This window comes from Arthrobacter sp. 01L42, assembly GCF_056400005.1.
Genome location: NZ_JBFTSL010000007.1, coordinates 26,271 through 46,870, shown reverse-complemented (window position 1 = coordinate 46,870; position 20,600 = coordinate 26,271). Strand labels below are relative to the sequence as shown.

15 protein-coding genes are annotated in these 20,600 nt (G+C 69.3%); 8 read left to right on the top strand and 7 right to left on the bottom strand.

Translation table 11 applies throughout. The features are described 5' to 3' along the window. Positions 1 to 45: 45 nt before the first annotated feature. Positions 46 to 2,475: a phosphoenolpyruvate synthase gene (gene ppsA / locus AC1DN2_RS07635; RefSeq protein WP_476849847.1), complete on the top strand. Its 2,430-nt coding sequence runs from the start codon at positions 46 to 48 to the stop codon at positions 2,473 to 2,475. On the opposite strand, the gene AC1DN2_RS07630 is transcribed toward ppsA, so the two are convergent. Then, positions 2,476 to 4,425, bottom strand: a complete 1,950-nt coding sequence (locus tag AC1DN2_RS07630; protein WP_476849846.1) for a heavy metal translocating P-type ATPase — start codon at positions 4,423 to 4,425, stop codon at positions 2,476 to 2,478. It lies immediately after the preceding gene. A gap of 213 nt (positions 4,426 to 4,638) precedes the next feature. Here AC1DN2_RS07630 and AC1DN2_RS07625 point away from each other — a divergent pair, with 213 nt between their 5' ends. The 3 genes from AC1DN2_RS07625 to AC1DN2_RS07615 all read left to right on the top strand — a co-directional run bounded on the left by AC1DN2_RS07625 (position 4,639) and on the right by AC1DN2_RS07615 (position 10,010). Beyond that, positions 4,639 to 5,730: an SDR family oxidoreductase gene (locus AC1DN2_RS07625; RefSeq protein ID WP_476849845.1), complete on the top strand. Its 1,092-nt coding sequence runs from the start codon at positions 4,639 to 4,641 to the stop codon at positions 5,728 to 5,730. A 63-nt stretch (positions 5,731 to 5,793) separates the two neighbouring features. Continuing rightward, on the top strand, positions 5,794 to 6,759 hold the full coding sequence (locus AC1DN2_RS07620; RefSeq protein ID WP_476849844.1) for a polysaccharide deacetylase family protein: 966 nt from the start codon (positions 5,794 to 5,796) through the stop codon (positions 6,757 to 6,759). A 53-nt stretch (positions 6,760 to 6,812) separates the two neighbouring features. Beyond that, positions 6,813 to 10,010, top strand: a complete 3,198-nt coding sequence (locus AC1DN2_RS07615; protein ID WP_476849843.1) for an HAD family hydrolase — start codon at positions 6,813 to 6,815, stop codon at positions 10,008 to 10,010. A 56-nt stretch (positions 10,011 to 10,066) separates the two neighbouring features. Here AC1DN2_RS07615 and AC1DN2_RS07610 read toward each other — a convergent pair whose 3' ends face one another. Both AC1DN2_RS07610 and AC1DN2_RS07605 read right to left on the bottom strand, forming a co-directional pair. After that, complete coding sequence (locus AC1DN2_RS07610) at positions 10,067 to 11,074, bottom strand: zinc-dependent alcohol dehydrogenase family protein (RefSeq protein ID WP_476849842.1); 1,008 nt, start codon at positions 11,072 to 11,074, stop codon at positions 10,067 to 10,069. Positions 11,075 to 11,129: 55 nt separating this feature from the next. Then, positions 11,130 to 12,041, bottom strand: a complete 912-nt coding sequence (locus tag AC1DN2_RS07605) for a universal stress protein (protein WP_476849841.1) — start codon at positions 12,039 to 12,041, stop codon at positions 11,130 to 11,132. Positions 12,042 to 12,218: 177 nt separating this feature from the next. Here AC1DN2_RS07605 and AC1DN2_RS07600 point away from each other — a divergent pair, with 177 nt between their 5' ends. Beyond that, positions 12,219 to 13,214, top strand: coding sequence for a spermidine synthase (locus AC1DN2_RS07600; protein WP_476849840.1), 996 nt, complete (start codon positions 12,219 to 12,221; stop codon positions 13,212 to 13,214). Positions 13,215 to 13,256: 42 nt separating this feature from the next. Here AC1DN2_RS07600 and AC1DN2_RS07595 read toward each other — a convergent pair whose 3' ends face one another. Further along, positions 13,257 to 14,174 carry a LysR family transcriptional regulator gene (locus AC1DN2_RS07595; RefSeq protein WP_476849839.1) on the bottom strand — a complete coding sequence of 306 codons (918 nt, stop codon included), beginning with the start codon at positions 14,172 to 14,174 and terminating at the stop codon, positions 13,257 to 13,259. Positions 14,175 to 14,305: 131 nt separating this feature from the next. Between AC1DN2_RS07595 and AC1DN2_RS07590 the strand changes: the two genes are divergently transcribed. Beyond that, positions 14,306 to 15,688 carry an MFS transporter gene (locus AC1DN2_RS07590; RefSeq protein ID WP_223914618.1) on the top strand — a complete coding sequence of 461 codons (1,383 nt, stop codon included), beginning with the start codon at positions 14,306 to 14,308 and terminating at the stop codon, positions 15,686 to 15,688. Positions 15,689 to 15,766: 78 nt separating this feature from the next. Next, on the top strand, positions 15,767 to 16,516 hold the full coding sequence (locus AC1DN2_RS07585; protein ID WP_223914617.1) for a 3-hydroxybutyrate dehydrogenase: 750 nt from the start codon (positions 15,767 to 15,769) through the stop codon (positions 16,514 to 16,516). Positions 16,517 to 16,628: 112 nt separating this feature from the next. On the opposite strand, the gene AC1DN2_RS07580 is transcribed toward AC1DN2_RS07585, so the two are convergent. Together AC1DN2_RS07580 and AC1DN2_RS07575 are read right to left on the bottom strand one after the other, a co-directional pair. Further along, positions 16,629 to 17,264 (bottom strand): LysE family translocator, encoded by a 636-nt coding sequence (locus tag AC1DN2_RS07580; protein ID WP_230007224.1) that lies wholly within the window; start codon positions 17,262 to 17,264, stop codon positions 16,629 to 16,631. 64 nt (positions 17,265 to 17,328) lie between these two features. Further along, positions 17,329 to 18,825, bottom strand: coding sequence for an amino acid permease (locus AC1DN2_RS07575; RefSeq protein ID WP_476849838.1), 1,497 nt, complete (start codon positions 18,823 to 18,825; stop codon positions 17,329 to 17,331). A 267-nt stretch (positions 18,826 to 19,092) separates the two neighbouring features. Here AC1DN2_RS07575 and AC1DN2_RS07570 point away from each other — a divergent pair, with 267 nt between their 5' ends. Further along, a complete protein-coding gene (locus tag AC1DN2_RS07570; RefSeq protein WP_476849837.1) occupies positions 19,093 to 20,064 on the top strand; it encodes an NAD(P)-dependent alcohol dehydrogenase in 972 nt (323 codons plus the stop codon). 45 nt (positions 20,065 to 20,109) lie between these two features. On the opposite strand, the gene AC1DN2_RS07565 is transcribed toward AC1DN2_RS07570, so the two are convergent. Then, positions 20,110 to 20,550 (bottom strand): protein-tyrosine phosphatase family protein, encoded by a 441-nt coding sequence (locus AC1DN2_RS07565; RefSeq protein WP_230007227.1) that lies wholly within the window; start codon positions 20,548 to 20,550, stop codon positions 20,110 to 20,112. Positions 20,551 to 20,600 lie beyond the last annotated feature (50 nt).

Below are 20,600 nucleotides of genomic sequence, written 5' to 3'. Positions count from 1 at the left end.
GTCCCGCGCAGTATGGGTCCACCGACAATCCGCAGGAGTACTGACATGGCTGAATCGCCCGTGATGTGGTTTGACGAGATCGGCATGGCCGACGTCCCGCGGGTCGGCGGGAAGAACGCCTCGCTCGGCGAGCTCATCCGGACCCTCCAGAGCGAGGGGATACGGGTTCCTGACGGGTTCGCCACCACAGCCGCCGCGTACCGCTCGTTCGTCGTGGCTAACGGGATCGACGCCGCCATGCGATCGCGTATTGCCGCCTACCGGACCGGGGACGCCACGCTGCGCGCCACCGGCGAGGCCATCCGGGACCTGTTCCTGGCCAGCGAGTTCCCCGGCGACATCGCCGAAGCCATCCGCGCCCACTACCGGACGCTGGGGGACCGGGCCGGCATGGACCGGCTCGCCGTGGCGGTGCGCAGCAGCGCGACGGCGGAGGATCTCCCGGACGCGAGCTTCGCCGGGCAGCAGGAGACCTTCCTGAACATTGCGGGTGAGCGGGAACTGCTGGACGCCTGCCGCCGCTGTTACGCCTCACTCTTCACGGACCGGGCCATCAGCTACCGCGAGGTCAAGGGCTTCGACCACATGGACGTCGCCCTCTCGATCGGCGTCCAGCGGATGGTGCGCTCCGACGTCGGGGCATCCGGGGTGATGTTCTCCATCGATACCGACTCGGGCTTTCCCCGGGCCGCCGTCATCAGCGCGGCCTGGGGCCTCGGCGAAACCGTCGTCCAGGGCACCATCAATCCGGACAAGTACCTGGTCTTCAAGCCGCTCCTGACAGAGTCCGCGGCCGCGGAGGGCATCACCCCGATCATCGAGAAATCCCTAGGCTCCAAGGCCCGGAAGATGGTCTACAGCCGCGGCGGGAGCGCCCGCACCCGGATGGTGGACACCTCGGAGGCCGAGCGCCGGGCCTTCGTGCTGGGCGACGCCGAGATCCTCGCCCTCGCCCGCTGGGCCGTCACGGTCGAAAACCACTACGGCCGGCCCATGGACATGGAATGGGCCCGGGACGGCGAGACCGGGGAACTTTTCATGGTCCAGGCCCGGCCCGAGACGGTCCAGTCACGCCGGACCGGGCCGCAGTTCACCATCCACCACCTGCTGGAACAGGGGCCCGTGCTCGCCACCGGATCGGCCATCGGCGACTCGATTGCGCACGGCACGGCCTGCGTCATCCGGACCGCGGCGGACATCGCGGCGTTCCGCGACGGCGCCATCCTCGTGACCGAAATGACCGACCCGGACTGGGTGCCCATCATGAAACGGGCAGCCGGGATCGTCACGGACCACGGCGGCCCCACGAGCCACGCGGCGATCGTCAGCCGCGAGCTGGGTGTCCCCGCCGTCGTCGGAACCGGCAACGCCACGGCAGTCCTGGCCGAGGGCCGGTCCGTGACGATCTCCTGCGCCGAAGGTGATCTGGGCCGGGTCTACGACGGCACCCTGGCGTTCGAAACCGAAGATGTGGACCTCGGCGCGCTGCCTGCGACGCGCACGGCCGTCATGGTCAACATCGCCAGCCCGGCCGCGGCCTTCCAGTGGTGGCGGCTGCCGGCGGACGGCGTCGGGCTTGCCCGGATGGAATTCATCATCAGCAGCCTGATCCGCGTCCATCCCATGGCGCTTGTCCACCCGGAACGGGTCACGGATCCCGCCGAGGCGCGCCAGATCCGGGAGCTGGCGCAGGGGTATGCGGACCCGGCCGAGTACTTCGTGGACGCCCTGTCGCTGGGGATCGCCAAGATCGCCGCGCCGTATTATCCGCGCCCCGTGATTGTCCGGCTCAGCGACTTCAAGACCAACGAATACGCCCACCTGCTCGGCGGGGCCGCCTTCGAGGAACCGGAAGAGAATCCCATGCTCGGGTTCCGCGGCGCCTCGCGCTACTACGACCCCCGTTACCGTGAGGGGTTCGCGCTCGAATGCGCCGCGCTCAAACGGGTCCGCGAGAAGCTCGGGTTCACCAACGTGATTGTCATGGTGCCGTTTTGCCGCACGCCGCAGGAGGCAGACAAGGTCCTGGCCGTGATGGCCGAGCACGGTTTGGTCCGCGGCAGCAACGGGCTGCAGGTGTACATGATGTGCGAAATCCCGTCCAACGTGGTCCTGGCCGAGAAGTTCGCCACCCGCTTCGACGGGTTCTCGATCGGCTCCAACGACCTCACCCAGCTGGTCCTGGGTGTGGACCGTGACTCCGGCCAGCTCGCGGCGCTCTTCGATGAGCGGGACGAGGCCGTGATGGCGATGATCAGCGAGGCCATCCGCAAGGCCCACGCCGCCGGGATCAAGATCGGCATTTGCGGGCAGGGACCGAGCAACCACCCGGAGTTCGCCGCGTTCCTGGTGCGCGAAGGGATCGACTCGATCTCCCTGAACCCGGACAGCTACCTCAAGACCGTGCCGCGGATCGCGGAAGCGGAGACTGAGTCAGCCGTCGCGGCAGCGGAGACAGAGTCAGCCAGGAAATAGTCATCCCGGTAGCGGGGCCTGCCGCGCGCTTTCCCGGGACCGCACCGGGCTGGCGGCGCCGTGGCGGCCGGGGCCGAGTGAACGCAGGGCATTGAGGATCGTGGCGAGGTCCACCAGTTCCTGGGACAGGGCGCCGGCGATGGCCGGCACGTAGCCCGCGGCCGCGGCCAGCATGAGGGCCACGCTCAGGCCGATGCCGATCCAGATGCTCTGCAGGGCCACCTGCACGGTGCGTTGACCGATCCGGACGGCGGTCCCCACCTTGGAGAGGTCATCGAGGATGATCACGACGTCGGCCGACTCGCCGGCCGCCGTCGAGCCGCGGGCGCCCATGGCGATTCCGACGTCGGCGACCGCCAGGACGGGGGCATCGTTGACGCCGTCGCCGACCATCATGACCGGACGGTCCGGCAGCGACCTGATGGCCTCGACCTTGTCCCGCGGCAGGCATTCGGCGCGGACGTCGGTGAGCCCTGCCTCGTCCGCGATGTGCCGGGCCGTGGCGAGCGCGTCACCGGTCAGCATGACCGTTCGGCGTACGCCCAGGGCTTTGAGGTCGGCGAGGGTGCGGCGGGTCTCTTTGCGGATGGGATCGCTCATCACCAGGGCGCCCACGAATTTTCCGCCGGCACCGACGTAGATGGCGAGCTCTCCGCTGGCCAGCCCCGCCTCCACCACGCCGGACGCCCACTCTGCGACGAACGCGGGCTTGCCCACCACCACGTCCTGGCCGTCGAACCTGGCGCGGACCCCGTGGGTGGCGAATTCGGTGGCTTCGGTGGCGGCCGCGAAGGGCAGGGCCCGGTTCCGGGCGGCCTCCATCACCGAGGCGGCCAGGACATGTGAGGAATACTGTTCCGCGGACGCCGCCAACTGCAGGACCTCGTCCTCTGCGAGGGGCCCGGCGGTCCGGATACGCAGCAGGGACGGGCGGCCGTACGTGAGGGTTCCTGTCTTGTCGAAGGCGGCCGTCTTGATCCGGCTCAGCTGTTCCAGCACCCCGGCGTACTTGACGATGACACCGGAGTGCGCGGCGCGGCTCATGCCGCCGAGGAACGCCACCGGCGCGGCGATCAGCAGGGGGCACGGCGTGGCCACCACGAGGACCTCCGCGAAGCGTTCCGGGCTGCCGCTGATGATCCAGCCCACGGCGCCGAGCACGTACGCGAGGGCCGTGAACGGCACGGCATAGCGGTCAGCGAGCCGGACCATGGGCGCCTTGCTGTCCGCCGCCTCCTGCACGAGGGCGACGATCCGGCTGTACTGCGAATCCTCCATGCGCGCCGTGACCCGCATCCGGACCGCGGCCTCACCGTTCAGCGAACCGCTCATGAGCCCGTCCCCGGCGGACCGCTCCACCGGCAGGCTCTCCCCGGTGAGCGATGACTCATCGAAAGAGCCGGACTCGGAGAGCAGGACGCCGTCCAGCGGGACCACCTCGCCGGGCCTGACCAGCAGGACGTCCCCGATCTCGACGTCGGCGGCCGCCACGTCCTCGTGTTGGCTCTCCGTTGGGGTTCCGGCTGTGTGGGTTCCGGCGGCGGGAGAGCCGGCTGTGTGGTCTCCGACGGCGGCAGAGCCGTTGCGCTCCCGGTGGGCCGTCTGCGGGACGCGTTCGAGCAATGCGGTGAGTTCGCCCTTGGCCCTGCCGGCGGCGTAGTCCTCAAGGGCAGTGCCGCCCGCAAGCATGAGTACGACGATCATCGAGGCGACGTACTCGCCCACCAGCACGGTGCTGACGATTGCGGTGACGGCCAGGATGTCGATGCCGAACTGGCCGCCTGCGAGCCGGCGCGCCATCCCGACGGCGAGGTAGGCCGCCACGGCCAGGGCATAGACGCTCGCAGCGGCCCGGGCTATGCCTTCCTGCCCGGAGAACAGCAAGACCAGCACCGCCAGCAGGACGACGAGGGTCCCGGCCACGAGCGGATACCGGACTACGAATTTCACGGATGTTCCGCCTTAGCTTCGTATCAGTTTTGGCGTCTCCCTGAATCCTACTGCGCGGCCGCGACCGGCTTGCCGGGACGGCCTCCCGGACCGTCCCCGGACCCCGGCATGAGAGGCTGGAAGAGCATCCGTCCCGATCAAGCGGGCCGGCGCGCAGGGACCCGATACATGCAATGGGCGCGGCGCAGCACAAGCGATGCCAGGAGGAATGACGTGCGAAGCAGTTCAGAGACCGTCGACACCCGGACCGCCCTGGTGGTGGGGGCAAGCGGAATTGCCGGATCCGCCCTGGTGGACAGGCTCGCCGAGGAGGGCTGGGACGTGGTGGGGCTCTCCCGCAATCCCCTCCGCCGCCGTGACGTGCGCCATGTGAGCGCGGACCTGACATCCGTGGAGAACCTGCGAGAGGCCCTGGCAGGTGTTTCGCCCACCCATGTGTTCTACACCGCCTGGTCCAGGCGGAAGACCGAACAAGAGAACATCGACACAAACGCGGGCATGCTGCGGAACGTCCTCGCCAGCCTCAACGGCAAGCCTGTGAAGCACGTGGCCCTCATGACCGGGCTGAAGCACTATCTGGGCCCGTTTGAGGCGTATGCGGCCGGGGAAATGCCGGACACCCCCTTTCGGGAGAGCGAGCCGAGGCTGCCGACGCCGAACTTCTACTACGCCCAGGAAGACGAGTTGTGGGCTGCGGCCGCGAAGCAGGGCTTTGGCTGGTCCGTGCACCGGGCGCATACGGTGATCGGACATGCGGTCGGGAACGCCATGAACATGGGGCTCACCCTCGCCGTTCAGGCATCCATCTGTAAGGACCTGGGCCAACCGTTCATCTTCCCGGGCTCCGAGACGCAGTGGAACAGCCTCACGGACATGACCGACAGCGGACTGCTGGCGGACCACATGATCTGGGCGGCCACAGCGGACAACGTTGGCGACCAGGCCTACAACATCGTCAACGGCGATGTCTTCCGCTGGCGGCGCATGTGGCCTGCGCTGGCCGACTACTTCGGGGTCGAGCCGGTAGGTTACAGCAACGAACCGCGGCCGTTGGAGCAGCAAATGCGCGGCATGGAAGGCGTGTGGTCGGCCATCGCCGCCCGCCATGGGCTGGCCGAACCCGACCTCGCGCAGGTCGCCTCCTGGTGGCACACGGACGGCGACCTGGGCCGGAACCTCGAGGTGGTCACGGACATGAGCAAGAGTCGGCTCGCCGGTTTCACCGGGTACCGCCGCACGGAAGACGCCTTCCTGCAGCTGTTCGACCGGTACCGTGCGGACGGCCTGATTCCGGCGGCCTCCTAGGCTGCGGCACGGGCGGGGCCTTTGAGCCCTAGCCTGCCGTAGTGCGTGGTGCCAAGGTGAAACATGGGGTCCATGACCGCGGGCCGCCGCCGGCTGTTGGTGATCGCGGCCGTGGTGGTTGCGCTGCTTCTGGCCGCCGGTGCCGCGGTCGTGCTGCTTCAGGGGGCGCCGACGGCGTCACCGCCCCCATCTGCGCCCGTCACCGCCCCGGTATCCGGACCCGTCAGCGCAAGTGCCTCCGGGACCGCGCCCCCTGCCTCCCCGTCCCCTGAACCGACCTCGGCATCGCCGGCCCCGGACACCAGCGGGCCAGTTCCGGCCGAGCCGGTTCCCGTCCCCCCGCCGAGCCGGGCACCGACGGCTCCCGCTCCCGTGCCCCCCGCGGCGCGGTTCCCCGCCGCGCTCGCCGGCCACGACGTCGAGACCATCCCGGGCGCCGGAACCGTAGTGGCCCTGACCTTCGACGCCGGCGCCAACGCTGCCGGACTGCCTAGCATCCTGCAGAGTCTCGCAGCCGCGGACGTGCGGGCCACGTTCTTCCTTACCGGCAGCTGGGCCGCCGCGAACCCCGGAGGCGTGGCGGCGATCGTCGCCGGCGGGCACCGGGTAGGCAACCATTCCATGACCCATCCGGCATTCACCGGGCTGCCCGACGCCGGCATCAAGGACCAGGTCCGATCGGCCGAACAGGCCATCCGGGCGGCCGGGGCTGACCCGCGGCCGCTCTTCCGGTTTCCCTTCGGCGACCGCGACGCCAGGACCATCGCCACGGTCAACAACCTCGGCTACCTTTCGGTGCGCTGGAGCGTCGACACCCTGGGCTGGAAAGGCACCAGCGGCGGAGCGACGGCGCGGCTCGTCGCGGACCGCGTCCTGGCGGGCCTGCAGCCGGGGGAAATTGTCCTGATGCACATCGGCTCCAACCCCGACGACGGCACTACGCTTGACGCCGCTGCCCTGCCCCAGCTGATCAGCCGCATCCGCCAGGCCGGCTATGGCTTCACCACCCTCGACGCACTCCTGGGCTAAGGGTGGGCCCAACGCCACTGTCGCGGCGCACCGATCGCTGATAGGACAGGGCCATGACGGAGTCGCCCACAGTTGCCGCCGCGCTGGCTCCCGTCGATGCCGTGATCTTTGACCTCGACGGCGTCGTGACCGATACCGGCGAGCTCCGCGCGGCAGCCTGGAAACAACTCTTTGACGACGTCATGACGGACCCCCGGCTTCCCGCGGACGCGCGGCGCGCGCCCTTCACGGACGATGACTTCGCACGCTGGATCGAGGGCCGGACCTGGGAGGACGGCGTGGCCGCATTCCTGGCCTCGCGCGGGGTCCCCATTCCCCGCGGCTCGCCCGCGGACGGCCCGGACGAGTGGACGGCGTTCGGACTCGCGCAGCGCCAGAACGGAATTTTCGAAGCCATGCTCGCGGGCCGGCCCGTGCCCGTTTTCCCCGGCACCGTGGCGCTGCTCGAGCGGCTCCGGGCCGGGCGGATCCCCGTGGTCCTCGCCACCTCCAGCCGGAACGCCGCCGCGATCGTGGCCGCCGCGGGCCTTGGCGAGGTCTTTGACCACATCGTGGATGGCCAGACGGCCCTGGACCACGATGTCGCCGGAATGCCGGCGCCGGCTTTGGTCCTCGAAGCCGTGCGCCGGCTGGAGATCACCCCCGCCCGGGCCATGGTGATCGCCGACGCCGCAGCCGGCGTGGAAGCCGGGCGACGTGGGGGATTCGGGCTCGTGGTCGGCCTCGACCGGGCCGGGCGGCGGGCTGCGCTGGAAGCCGCGGGCGCCGACGTCGTGGTTGAAGACGTCAGCGAACTGGACATCGGGCTGGTCATTACGCACCCGTGGCTGCTGGTGTACGAGGGTTTCGATCCCGCCCACGAAGGGCACCGGGAGGCGCTGACCACGCTCGGCAACGGCTACCTCGCCACCCGCGGCGCCGCCCCGGAACACCGCGCGGGGGACGCCCACTATCCCGGCAGCTACCTTGCGGGCGTCTACAACAGCCTCGCGAGCGTCGTCCAGGGCGTAGAAACCGTGGATGAGCACATGGTTAACATCCCGGACTGGCTGCCGCTGGATGTCCGGGTGGGCGACGGTGCGTGGTGGTCCGGCGGCGGCCTGACGCTCCGCAGCGAGCGGCGCACCCTGGACCTCAAGCGGGCCCTGCTGAGCCGGGAAGCACTCGTGGCGGACGACGCCGGACGGCAGCTTCAGGTACTCCAGCGCCGGCTCGTGTCCATGGCCGAGCCCCACCTGGCCGCACTGGAAACCACGCTGACCGCCGTCGGGTGGAGCGGGTCCATCAGCATCCGCAGCGGTTGCGACACCGGCGTCACCAACTCCAACGTGCCCGAGGACGCCCAACTGGCCAACCGGCACCTGACAGCGGTGGCGGTGTCCTCGTCGGAATCTTCGTCGGAGGACGGTTCGGACGCTGCTGAGCTGACGGTTCAGGTGCAGACGTCCGGGAGTAGGATCGGGATCGCCCTGGCACTGCGGACCCGGATTTCCGGCGGCGGGGTGCCCGTCGGGGCCGGCGCAATTCCCGAGGTGGCAGGAGGGATGTACAGCCACCGCTTCGAGCTGCAGGTCACTGACGGTATCCCCGTCACGGTCACCAAGGCAGCGGCCGTCGCCACCTCCCGGGACCACGCCGTCGCCTCGCCACTCTCAGGGGCGCTCGCGGTGCTGTCGCGCGCACCCCAGGAGTTCGACGCGCTGCTGGCGGACCACGACGCGGCATGGCGCCTGCTGCTGGCACCGTTCATCATCGAATCCGATGCCACGTCCCAGGCCCAGCTGATCCTGAACCTTCACGTTTTCCATCTGCTGCAGACACTCACCACCCACACAGCCGAGCTCGATGCCGGGGTCCCGGCCCGGGGGCTCCACGGGGAAGGCTACCGGGGGCACATCTTCTGGGATGAACTCTTCGTCTTGCCGGTCCTGAACTCCCGGCTGCCCGCGGTGGCCCGCGAGCTGATTGACTACCGCTGGCGGCGGCTGGGAACCGCGCGGGACGCGGCCCGGAAGGCCGGGCTGCGCGGCGCGCTTTTTCCGTGGCAGAGCGGCAGCGACGGCACCGAGCAGACACCCAAGTTCCTGTTCAACAAGCTCTCCGGGCACTGGATGCCGGACTACTCACGCCTGCAGCGGCATGTCGGACTGGCGGTCGCCTACAACGCCTGGCAGTACTTCGAAGCAACCCAGGACCGGGGCTGGCTGACCCGGCACGGCGCCGAGATTGTGGTGGACGTCGCCAGGCTGTTCGTCTCCCTGGCGGAGCACGACGCCGCCCAGGACCGGTTCCACATCAAGGGCGTCATGGGCCCGGATGAGTACCACACCGGCCACCCGGGCAACCCCGGCGGCGGCCTGGACGATAACGCCTACACCAACATCATGGCGGCCTGGGTGTTTGACCAGGCGGTCTGGATCATGCATTCAGTGCAGGGTTTCGACATGGAGGAACTCCGGGCACGGCTGGGGATCACGGGCACGGAAATCGACGCCTGGGCGCACCTGAGCCGGCGCATGTTCGTTCCCTTCCACGACGGCGGCATCATCAGCCAGTTCGACGGTTACGGCGCCCTGCGGGAACTCGACTGGAATCACTACCGCCGCGCCTACCGCAACATCGAACGGCTGGACCTGATTCTCGAAGCCGAAGGGGACAGCACCAACCACTATCGGCTGGCCAAACAGGCGGACGTCCTGATGCTCCTGTATGTCCTGGGCGAAGACCAGCTCCTGGGGTTTCTGCGCCGGATGGGCTACGACGTCGAGCCGGCGCAGATCGCGGCCACCGTGGACTTTTACCTGGCCCGGACCGCGCACGGCTCCACCCTTAGCCGGGTCACCCATGCCTCGGTGCTGGCGCAGCACGATCCGGAGCGGGCGTGGGCGACATTCCGGGAAGCCTTGGACACGGATCTGGACGATACCCAGGGCGGCACCACGCGCGCGGGCATCCATTTGGGCGCCATGGCAGGCTCGATCGACGTGGTCCAGCGCAGCTTCGCCGGGCTACGGATCACCCGGGACGCCTTGGACTTCACCCCGCGGCTGCCGGCCGAGCTGTCCCGGGTGGAGTTCCAGGTCCGCTACCGTGACCAGTTGCTGTCCGTGCACCTCGGGCCGGACCGGCTGCGGGTGTCCGCCGCCCCGGGGGACGCGGCTCCGGTGCTGGTGCGGGTGGGCGTCGAGAAGGTGCTGCTCCGGGCGGGCCAGGAGCACGAGTTCCGCCGGGACGCCGGGACGCCCGGCTGACGCGCCGAAGCGTGTCCCCGGCGTTGTCGTGGTGACTTGCTTGCGATGGTTCCGGGCTATGTCGTGTCCATGTGCAGCACGGCCGCTCCGGTGATCCGGTCCTCCGCCAGGTCCCGCAGGGCCCGGTCCGCGGCCTCGAACGGGTAGGCCACAGTGGTCGGGCGGAGCGGGATCTCGGCGGCGATCCGGAAGAACTCCTCGCCGTCGGCCCTGGTGTTGGCTGTGACACTGCGCAGCTGGCGCTCTTCGAAGAGCTCGTCGGCGTAGTGCAGCGGCGGAATATCGCTCAGGTGGATGCCCGCGACGGCGAGCGTCCCGCCGCGGTCCAGGGCCCGGAGCGCAACCGGCACCAGCCCGCCCGCGGGGGCGAAGAGGATCGCGGCATCCAGGGGATCGGGCGGTTGTTCCTCGGCCCCGCCCGCGAACGTCGCGCCGAGGTCCAGGGCCAGCGCGCGAGCCTGCGCGGACCGGGTCATGACGTACACGCGGGCACCCCGGTAGAGGGCGATTTGGGCCGCCAGATGCGCGGAGCCGCCGAACCCATAGATGCCCAGCCGTCCGCCGATCGGCAATTCGGCCCGGGTCAGGGCCCGGTAGCCGATGATGCCTGCACACAGGAGCGGCGCAGCCTCCTCATCGCTGAACGTCTCCGGGATCCGGTAGGCGAAGTTCTCCGCCACGGTGATGAGCTCGGCGTACCCGCCGTCGCGGTCCCAGCCGGTAAACGTGGGGGACAGACAGAGGTTTTCCTGGCCGCGCAGGCAGAACCGGCAGGCGCCACAGGTGCCGCCCAGCCAGGCCACGCCCACCCGTTCGCCGATGCCGAACCTGGCGGCCCCCGGTCCCTGCCCGATCACCTCACCCACTACCTCGTGGCCCGGGATGACCCCGGCGTGCCGCGGCGTGAGGTCGCCCTCGGCCAGGTGCAAGTCCGTGCGGCACACACCGCAGACCCGCACTTTCAGCAGGACTTCACCGCGTCCCGGCACAGGATCCGGGCGGTCGGTGGCCACGAGGGGGCCGCTGGACATGGGCCCCGGAAGTCCAACTTGCCATGCTCGCACCGCGGCCTCCTTCTTTGCAGCGTCTGCAGGTCCGAATCGGTTGCGCTCGCGGCGGCTAGCGGGTGACCAGCACGTTGCAGCGCGCCTTGTGCAGCACGGCGGAGACCGTGTTGCCGGCTCCGGCCGCAGGGTTGTGGGTCCCGAGCACCAGGACGTCGGCGTCGTCCGCGGCGTCGAGGAGCTCCCGGGCCCCATGGCCCTCACGCAGGGCGCCGGTAACCTCCAGCCCGGGCGCCATCCCGCGGGCCTCGTCGATGGCGCGGTCGAGCAGCTCCTGGCCGTGGAGCAGGGCATGGCGGCCGTGCTCTTCCCGTGCCCCGCCGCGCAATGGATCGACGTGGACGAGGTGCAGCGGGGCGCCGAGGACTTTGGCCAACCGGATGGCCTCGGCCACCGTGGCGGGGCTGCGGGGCGAGGCATCGACTCCCACCACGACGGGGTGGGCCCGCCGGCGCGGGCGCCGGATTATCATCACCGGGCAGGGTGCCGAGCCGGCCAGATCGATGCAGACCGAGCCGGCCACCTGGCCCAGGACGGCGCCGAGGCCCCGGCTGCCCACTACCAGCAGCCGTGCGTCCCGGGAGGCGTCGCGCAGCACGGGCGCCGGGAGCCCGGCCTCCATGACGCCGTCGACGGCGGGGCCGGGACGTTCCGGCTCCTGCCCGGTAACGGCGCGCTCGGCCCCCAGCGGTGCGCCGCCGGCCGCTTCGCGGGCGGCGCCGCGTGCCAGCTCGATGCCCTCGGCGAGGACGGCTTCCGCGGAATGCCGCAGCCCGCTGCCGGCCACGCCCTTGACAGGGCCCAGGTTCTTGGTGAAAACCGGCCACACCCAGGCATGGATCACCAAGAGGTCCAGCCCGGCCGCGGCCGCGTATTCGGCCGCCCAGCGAACGGCGAGTTGGGCGGCCCCGGACCCGCCGTAACCGACCGCCACGGTGCCGCCCTGCTGCCCTGTGGGTGCCGACATTATTCCTCCCGGCTCGTCGGACGCACCCCTTCGCCCGGCACTATGTGCAGCCCCAGTAGAACCCTGCGGCCCGGGAATGTGTAGGGGCTTTGGTCCCGCGGGCTGGCCGCGCCCGGGGCCGCCTCCGGGGCCGCCGGTGAACTAGGGTTGAAACATGCACAATGCGGGGGATAGCTGATGGCCAAGCGGGGCAAAGGGCGGGGCGCCCAAACCGCCGGGCCGGGAGTGGTGGAAGTGCCCAAGGGTTCCCGCCCGGCCGGTCCTTTGGCCGGGGTGTACTACATCGATACCGGGGACTGCGAGCTGATCCCGGACCAGGACAATTCCACCGGCTGGCTCCTGCGCATCAACGGCGTCATGAGCTCGCACATTGACCTCGGGGACCCGTTGTTCCTCGACTTCGAGTACATGCGCTGGATGGCAGCCCTGGTGGAGTCGCGCTGGCCGCGGGAGCCTGGGCCCAAGCTGCGCGCCCTGCACCTTGGCGGGGGAGCGTGCTCCCTGGCGCGCTATTTCCACGCCGCCTACCCGGACGCCCGCCAGGTGGTGGTGGAGCTGGACGGCAAGCTGGCCGACTACGTCCGGGGCTGGTTCGACCTGCCCAAGGCGCCGTTGCTGCGCCTGCGCGTGGGAGAGGCCCGCGAGGTCACCGAGAGCCTGACCCCGCAGACCCGGGACCTGATCATCCGCGACGTCTTCGCCGGCTCGGTGACCCCGCGGCCGCTGACCACCCGGGAATTCATCGAGCACGCCAAGCGCGTCCTGGCCCCCGGCGGGATATATGTGGTCAACTCCGGCGACGCCCCGGACCTCAAGAATGCCCGCGAGGACGCCGCGACCATCGCCGACGCCTTTGCCTACACCGTGATCATCGCGGATCCGGCCATGCTGAAGGGCCGGCGCTACGGCAACATGGTCATGGCCGGCAGCGATGTCCCGTTCGACGACGACCCCGGCCTCGCGCGGCGCCTGCTCGGCGGTGCGGTGCCGGCCCACATCTGGAACGACGAAAAGGTGCGGGCGTTCGCGGCCGGCGCCGCCGTCCGGCATGACCCGAAGTCGCCCGTTCTCGCTGAGCCGGCCGCGGAACCGCCCGTTCTCGCTCAGCCGCCCGCCCAGCCGCCCGCCGAGCCCCCGGCTGGGCCCCGCGCAGGGACGCCGACTGCTCCGTAGCAGCCCTTTTGCGGCACTATATTTGCGGCACTATAGAGGCGGCTACGGAGCAATCGATGGGGCTGCTCCCCGGCCCAGCAGGGCATCGCGGTGCGCCGCGGTCTGCTCCCGCAGCGCCTGCACGAGCGCGGCCACCGCCGGCCGGCGCATCGAATCGGGCCGGAGCACCATCCAGTAGGGCAGCAGCTCCGCGAATTCATCCGGCAGAAGCCGGACCAGGTCCGGATGCAGGTCGGCCGCGAAACAGGGCAGGAACCCAATCCCGGCGCCGGCCCGGGTGGCCTCCACGTGGACGAAGACGTTGGTGGAGCTCAGCCCATCCCGCATGGTGGGCACCAGCCGCCGCGGGGCGTCCAGATCGTCCACCTGCAGCATCGAATCGACGAAGTAGACCAGCGAGTGGGCCGTCAGTTCCTCCACGGTGGCCGGGGTGCCGTACTCGGCGAGGTAGCCGCGGGAGGCGTACATTCCCAGCATGTACTCGCCGAGCCGCGCGGCCTCTGCCCGGTGCACCTGCGGCTCGCCGACCACCACCTCGATGTCCAGGCCGGACCGCTGCTGGAGCGCCCGGCGCGTCACGGTGATGATCTCGACGCTGAGGCCGGGATGGTCGCGGCGGAGCCGGGCCACGGCCGGGGCGGCGATGTAGGCGCTGAATCCATCCGTCGCGGTCATCCGTACGACGCCGGTGATGGGGTCCGGGGTGTGCCCGGGCTGCTCCAGGGTGCGCACGGCGCTCTCGACCTGCTCGGCCACCCGAACGGCCTCGGCACCGAGCTCGGTGAGCTCCCAGCCTCCCGAGGCGCGGGAGAGCACGCGGCCGCCCAGCGCCTTCTCCAGCGCAGCGATCCGGCGGGAAACGGTGGTGTGGTTCAGTCCGAGCGTCTGTGCCGCCGTCGTGAATTTCGCCGAACGGGAGACTGCGAGCAGGACCAGCAGGTCATCGGGATTGGCGTTCATATCTGCAATTCTGCACATAGCGGGTGCTGGTTTGGCCATTGAATCGCCGTGGATGTGCGGCAATACTCAATGAAGCCATTTCAGTGCTGTGCGTCACAGCGCGTGTCACCGTGGACACTAAGGAGAACCAGATGAGCGTAAACGAACGCTCTGCAACAACCGCCGCAGCACCCGCATCCAAGGGTTCCGGGCTCAAGAAAATCGTCGCCGCATCGATGGTGGGAACCGTCGTCGAGTGGTACGAATTCTTCCTCTACGCCACCGCCGCCACCCTGGTGTTCGGCAAGTACTTCTTCCCCGCCACGGGCAACGAACTGGACGGCATCATCCAGGCGTTCCTGACCTACGCCGTCGGTTTCGTGGCCCGCCCCCTGGGCGGCATTGTCTTCGGCCAGATCGGCGACAAGCTCGGCCGCAAGCCCACCCTGCAGCTCACCATCATCATCATCGGTGTCTCCACGTTCCTGATGGGCTGCCTCCCGGGCTTCGCCACCCTCGGCTACCTGGCGCCGGCGCTGCTGGTCCTCCTGCGCTTCATCCAGGGCTTCGCCCTCGGCGGCGAATGGGGCGGCGCAGTCCTGCTCGTCGCCGAGCACAGCCCCAACAAGTCCCGTGGCTTCTGGTCCAGCTGGCCCCAGGCCGCCGTTCCCGTCGGCAACCTGCTGGCCACCCTGGTCCTGTTCATCATGTCCAACGTGCTCAGCTCCGCCGACTTCCTCAGCTGGGGCTGGCGGGTGGCGTTCTGGCTTTCCGCCGTGATCGTGTTCGTCGGTTACTACATCCGCACCCACGTCTCCGAATCGCCCATCTTCCTTGAGGCCAAGGCCCAGCTGGAAGAGGATCAGTCCGCCAGCTACGGCGTCCGCGAAGTCATCCGCAAATACCCCAAGGGCATCCTGCAGGCCATGGGGCTCCGGTTCGCGGAAAACATCATGTATTACCTCGTGGTCAGCTTCGCGATCGTCTACCTGAAGTCCGTGCACAAGTACGACACCTCCTCGCTGCTGCTGGCCCTGCTGATCGCCCACGTCGTCCACTTCCTGGTCATCCCGCAGGTCGGGCGCCTCGTGGACAGCTGGGGCCGGAAGCCGGTCTACCTCATCGGTGCCGTCACCGGTGCCACCTGGCCGTTCTTCGCCTTCCCGATGTTCGATACCCGCAACCCGGTGATCATCGTCCTGGCCGTCACGATCGGCCTGTGCCTGCACGCCTTCATGTATGCCGGCCAGCCGGCCCTCATGTCGGAGCTGTTCCCGACCCGGATGCGCTACGCCGGGGTCTCCCTTGGCTCGCAGGTCACCTCGATCTTCGCCGGTTCGCTGGCGCCGCTCCTGGCCACCCAGTGGCTCAAGGACACCGGCTCCTGGCTGCCCACCGCGATCTACCTGCTGGTCGCCTGCGCCATCACCACCGTCGCAGTGCTGAGCCTGAAGGAAACCAAGGGCATCGCGTTGGAGGACGTGGACCGGGCCGACGCCGAACGCGAAGGCCTGCCCGTAGCAGCCACCCGCTGAGCTGCTTGAGTTTTGGGCCGGCTCCAGCCACGCTGGAGCCGGCCGCCTCATCGAATTTTTGACACGGAAGGCTGAGTTATGGAAAACACGCTGAACGGACGCAAGGCCCTGGTCACCGGCGGCGCCGGCGGGATCGGCGCGGCGAGCGTCCGGGCCCTGGCGGCACGCGGGGCCAAAGTGGTGATCGCGGATAGGGACGAGGCCGCCGCCGCCGCGCTCGCCGACGAAATCGGCGGCACCGCGTGGGCCGTCAACCTGCTCGACGTCGAATCCCTCCAGACGCTCAGCCTGGACTGCGACATCCTGGTGAACAACGCCGGAATCCAGCGCATCAGCCCCATCGAGGAGTTCGATCCGGCCGACTTCCGCCGCATCATCACCCTCATGCTGGAGGCCCCGTTCCTGCTGATCCGGGCCGCGTTGCCGCACATGTACGCCAACAACTTCGGCCGCATCATCAACCTGTCCTCCGTGCACGGGCTCCGGGCCTCGCCGTTCAAGAGCGCCTATGTCTCGGCCAAGCACGGGCTCGAGGGCCTGAGCAAGGTGACGGCCCTCGAAGGCGGGGCGCACGGGGTCACCTCCAACTGCATCAACCCCGGCTACGTCCGCACGCCCCTGGTTGAATCGCAGATCGCGGACCAGGCCAAGGTGCACGGCATTCCGGAGTCCGAGGTGCTCGCCAAGATCATGCTGACCGAATCAGCGGTCAAGCGGCTCGTGGAGCCCGAGGAAGTGGCGTCCCTGGTGGCGTGGCTGGCATCCGACGACGCCGGCATGGTCACCGGCGCCAGCTACACGATGGACGGCGGCTGGTCCGCGCGGTAGCCCGTCGCCGCTCAAACCAACGCGGGGTCAGCTACGGCCCATTCAGAGGGTATTAATGGGCGCTAATTGACCCCGCGTTGTGCTGCTGGAGTTGTGCTGCTGGAGCAGCGTGCTAGTCCTTGGTGCCTGTCAGGGCCAGCGTGCCGCCCAGCCCGATCATCATCACGCCGCCGGTGGTGCTGAGAGCGGCGATCCGCCGGGGGGAGCGGGCAAACCAGTGCCGGGCCGTCCCGGCCGCGAGGGACCACGTGCTGTCCGAGACCAGGGCAATGAGCAGGAAGACCGCACCCAAGGTGGCGAGCTGCACAGGAATCGCTCCGGCCGAGTAGTCCACGAACTGGGGAAGCACGGCCACGAAGAACACAATCGACTTGGGGTTGGTCGCGCCGACGATGAAGCCCTCCCGGAGCACGCGGGCGGTCGAGGCCGGGTTCGAGGTCGACGCCGTCGCCGCGCCGCCGCCGCGGTGCCGGATCGCCTGGATCCCGAGGTAGACCAGATAGGCGGCGCCGGCGAATTTCACCACGCTGAACAGCAGCAGGGACTGGGCCAGCACCACGCCGACGCCCAGGGCCACGGCGGCGATCTGCACCACCTCTCCGGCCGCGTTTCCCAGAACGCTCAACAGCCCGCCCCTGCGTCCCAGGGCCAACGTCCGTCCGATCACGAACAGCACGCTGGGCCCCGGGATGGCGATGAGCACCAGGGCGGCAAGGGCAAAGGCCAAGAGGTTGGTGGCGGGGACCATGCCTGATCCTAACCCCGTGAGGGCCCGCCCGGGAGCGTCTTAATCCCTTGGGGGCGAGGCACCATCACCGCCCGGCGGGAACCTGCGGGAGCTGGGCGGTTTCGTCGACCAGTTCCGCCCGCGCCCGGCCGTGGCCGCGGACCCAGAGGCGGTAAGCGAGCACCAGGACGCCCAGCCAGGCGGCGCCCACGTACAGCGCCACCCGGGTGTCCTCGAAGGCACCCAGAATCACGATCACCAGGGCCATGAACGCGATCGTCAGTATGGAGGCGGCGGGCCACCACGGCGACGGGAACTCCGACGCCGGCAGGCGCTTGCGGGCGATCTCGCGTTTCATGGCGACATGGGAGGCCAGGATCATGGCCCAGACCCAGACGGTCGCGAAGGTGGCGATCGAGGCGATCAGCAGGAAGACGTCTTCCGGGATCACGGCGTTCAGCACCACCCCCACCAGCAGGATGCCGGTCATCATTACCACGGTCATCCACGGCACCCCGTGACGGGAAACCTTGCCGAAGCTCGCCGGTGCGTGGCCCTGCCGGGCCAGGCCGAAGAGGATCCGGCCGGCGCCGAAGATGTCGCTGTTGACTGCCGAGAGCGCCGCCGTGATCACCACGGCGTTGAGGATGTGGGGTGCGGCGGGGATGCCCAGGCCGCTGAAGATCTGCACGAAGGGGCTGCCGTTGCTGCCAATTTCGTCCCACGGGAACAGGCTCATCAGCACGCCGAGGGTCAGCACATAGAACAGCAGGACCCGGACGGGCACGGTGTTGACGGCCTTGGGGATGACCTTTTTCGGATCGGCGGCCTCACCGGCGGTGATGCCGAGGGTCTCCACGCCGCCAAACGCGAACATCACCACGGCGAAGGAGGCAAGGAGTCCTTCGAATCCGTTCGGGAACAGGCCTCCGTGGTCCACGAGGTTGCCGAGCCCTGGTGCCACGGTGGCGCCGCCGGCCTGGAAACCGAAGACGATGATCGCCGCCCCGCCCGCGATCATGGCGATGATGGCCGCCACCTTGATCAGGGAGAACCAGAATTCCAGCTCGCCGAACACCTTGACGCTGAGCAGGTTCAGGGCAGCCAGGAAGAAGATGATGGCCAGGATCCAGACCCAGCGCTCCACGCCGGGGAACCAGAATCCCATGTAGATGCTGAACGCCGTGACATCCGCGATGGCCACGATCGCCATCTCAAAGACGTAAGTCCAACCGGTCACAAACCCGGCCAGCGGTCCCAAGTAGCGGCTCGCGTACTGGCCGAAGGACCCGGACACCGGATGCCGCACCGCCATCTCGCCGAGGGCGCGCATCACCATGAAGACCGCGGCGCCGCCGATCATGTAGGCCAACAAGACGGCGGGCCCGGCCTTCTGGATGGCGGAGGCGGAGCCGTAGAACAGCCCCGTGCCGATCGCCGAGCCCAGCGCCATGAAGCGGATGTGGCGGACGTTGAGTCCCCGGCTGAGTACGGAGTCGACGGCTGCGCCGACGGCGGTGGCAGCGCTGCCGGTGCCGGCCTCGGCAGGAGCCGCCTTCGTAGCGGTTTGGGCTTGTTGCATGCGAATACCTTCTCGTCATTGGGAGGGGGATCGCCATCCAGCAGACCATGTCCAGCCTTGCTGTGAGGAGTCTCACGGGAACTTCGTGTCTTTGATTTCAGACTGTGCGGCGCCTCCGCGCGCGGAGCCGGCCGCCGCCGCCGTCGAACCCCAACCGGCGGGGGAGCGGCGAAAGAGCTTGACAACATGTCAGGATTTCTTCACATTCAAGGTGTCGCCCGGCGCCTGCGGTTACGGAATGGCGAGCTGACCCAGAGGAGAAGCACCATGAAAGCGATCGTCCAGGATGTTTACGGTTCCGTTGAGGTGCTGGAACTGCGCGACGTCGACGCCCCGGTGCCCGGCGACGACGACGTGCTGATCCGGGTCCGGGCCGCCGGCGTCGACCAGGGCGTCTGGCACCTCATGACGGGCCTTCCGTACCTGACCCGTGTGGTCGGCTACGGGCTCAGGAAACCGAAGACCCGGATCCGGGGCCGGGCCGTGGCCGGCCGGGTGGAGGCTGTCGGCCGGAATATCGTCGGCTTCCGGACCGGGGATGAGGTGTACGGCACCTGCGAGGGATCCTTCGCCGAATACGCGTGCGCAAAAGAAGGCCGGCTCGCGCTGAAGCCGAAAAACCTCAGCTTCGAACAGGCCGCCGCCGTCCCGATCTCGGCCGTCACGGCCCTGCAGGCGCTCCGGAACACCGGCAGGATCCAGGCCGGGCAGGAGGTTCTCGTCATCGGCGCGGCCGGCGGTGTCGGGGCGTACGCGGTGCAGCTCGCCAAGGCGTTCGGCGCGCAGGTGACGGGGGTGTGCAGCACCGCGAAAACCGATTTGGTCCGCTCGATCGGCGCGGACCACGTCATCGACTACACACATGACGATTTCGCAGACGGATCCCGGCAATTCGACCTCATTGTGGACACCGCCGGCAACCGCCCGCTCACCGTCCTGCGGCGGGCGCTCAAGCCTAAGGGCACGCTCGCGATCGTCGGTGGGGAAGGCGGAGGGCGGCTGACGGGCGGATTTCAACGCTCACTCGGCGCCGGGCTGCTCTCCGTGTTTGTCGGCCAGCGGCTCAGAGGCGTCATGGCTGCAGAGCGGGCGGAGGACCTCCGGTTCCTGACCGGGCTCATCGAGGCGGGCGCGGTGACCCCGGTCATCGGCAAGAGCTACGCCCTGGCGGACGCGCCGGCGGCAATCCGGGACCTGCGTGATGGGCACCTCCGCGGGCAGGCCGTCGTCATCATTTGAGCCCGCTTGCCGGTTGGCCGGCGTCACGGTTTTGGGCGGAGCCGCCTAGGGCGTTCCGGTCCGGAAGCGGGTCACGTACTGCCGCTGCCAGGGAGTTTCCACTGTCCGGCGCCGGTACTGGCGGCGGACGTAGGACACTGCCTGGCCGGGCGGGACTCCGTCCAGGATCGCGATGCAGGCCAGTGCGGTGCCGGTCCTGCCGATCCCGCGCCAGCAGGCCACTTCAACCCGTTCGGTCTCGGCCCGGCGCCAGGCCTCCCGGAACGCCTCGAGGGCATCCGGCTGGTCGACCGGCAGCCGAAGGTCGGGCCAGGGCACCCATCGGGACTCCCACCCCACGGGCGGCGGCTGCTTGCCCAGCAGGTACACACCGAACTCGGGAAACGGCCCGGCCGGAAGCGGATAGTGCAGGCCGCGCCCACGAATGAGCCGGCCGGACGGAAGAGCCATGATGCCGTCCGCGGAAGTTTCCCACGTGTGCTTCATGAACCCGATCGTAGTCTTTCCCGCCGCCGGTTGTCCGTGACACGGAACGG

Coding starts and splice junctions, on each gene's coding strand:
- AC1DN2_RS07600 (WP_476849840.1), top strand. CDS start 12,219: ATGGCCAAGCGGGGCAAAGGGCGGGGCGCCCAAACCGCCGGGCCGGGA.
- AC1DN2_RS07605 (WP_476849841.1), bottom strand. CDS start 12,041: ATGTCGGCACCCACAGGGCAGCAGGGCGGCACCGTGGCGGTCGGTTAC.
- AC1DN2_RS07570 (WP_476849837.1), top strand. CDS start 19,093: ATGAAAGCGATCGTCCAGGATGTTTACGGTTCCGTTGAGGTGCTGGAA.
- AC1DN2_RS07575 (WP_476849838.1), bottom strand. CDS start 18,825: ATGCAACAAGCCCAAACCGCTACGAAGGCGGCTCCTGCCGAGGCCGGC.
- AC1DN2_RS07565 (WP_230007227.1), bottom strand. CDS start 20,550: ATGAAGCACACGTGGGAAACTTCCGCGGACGGCATCATGGCTCTTCCG.
- AC1DN2_RS07595 (WP_476849839.1), bottom strand. CDS start 14,174: ATGAACGCCAATCCCGATGACCTGCTGGTCCTGCTCGCAGTCTCCCGT.
- AC1DN2_RS07590 (WP_223914618.1), top strand. CDS start 14,306: ATGAGCGTAAACGAACGCTCTGCAACAACCGCCGCAGCACCCGCATCC.
- AC1DN2_RS07615 (WP_476849843.1), top strand. CDS start 6,813: ATGACGGAGTCGCCCACAGTTGCCGCCGCGCTGGCTCCCGTCGATGCC.
- AC1DN2_RS07585 (WP_223914617.1), top strand. CDS start 15,767: ATGGAAAACACGCTGAACGGACGCAAGGCCCTGGTCACCGGCGGCGCC.
- AC1DN2_RS07580 (WP_230007224.1), bottom strand. CDS start 17,264: ATGGTCCCCGCCACCAACCTCTTGGCCTTTGCCCTTGCCGCCCTGGTG.
- ppsA (WP_476849847.1), top strand. CDS start 46: ATGGCTGAATCGCCCGTGATGTGGTTTGACGAGATCGGCATGGCCGAC.
- AC1DN2_RS07620 (WP_476849844.1), top strand. CDS start 5,794: ATGGGGTCCATGACCGCGGGCCGCCGCCGGCTGTTGGTGATCGCGGCC.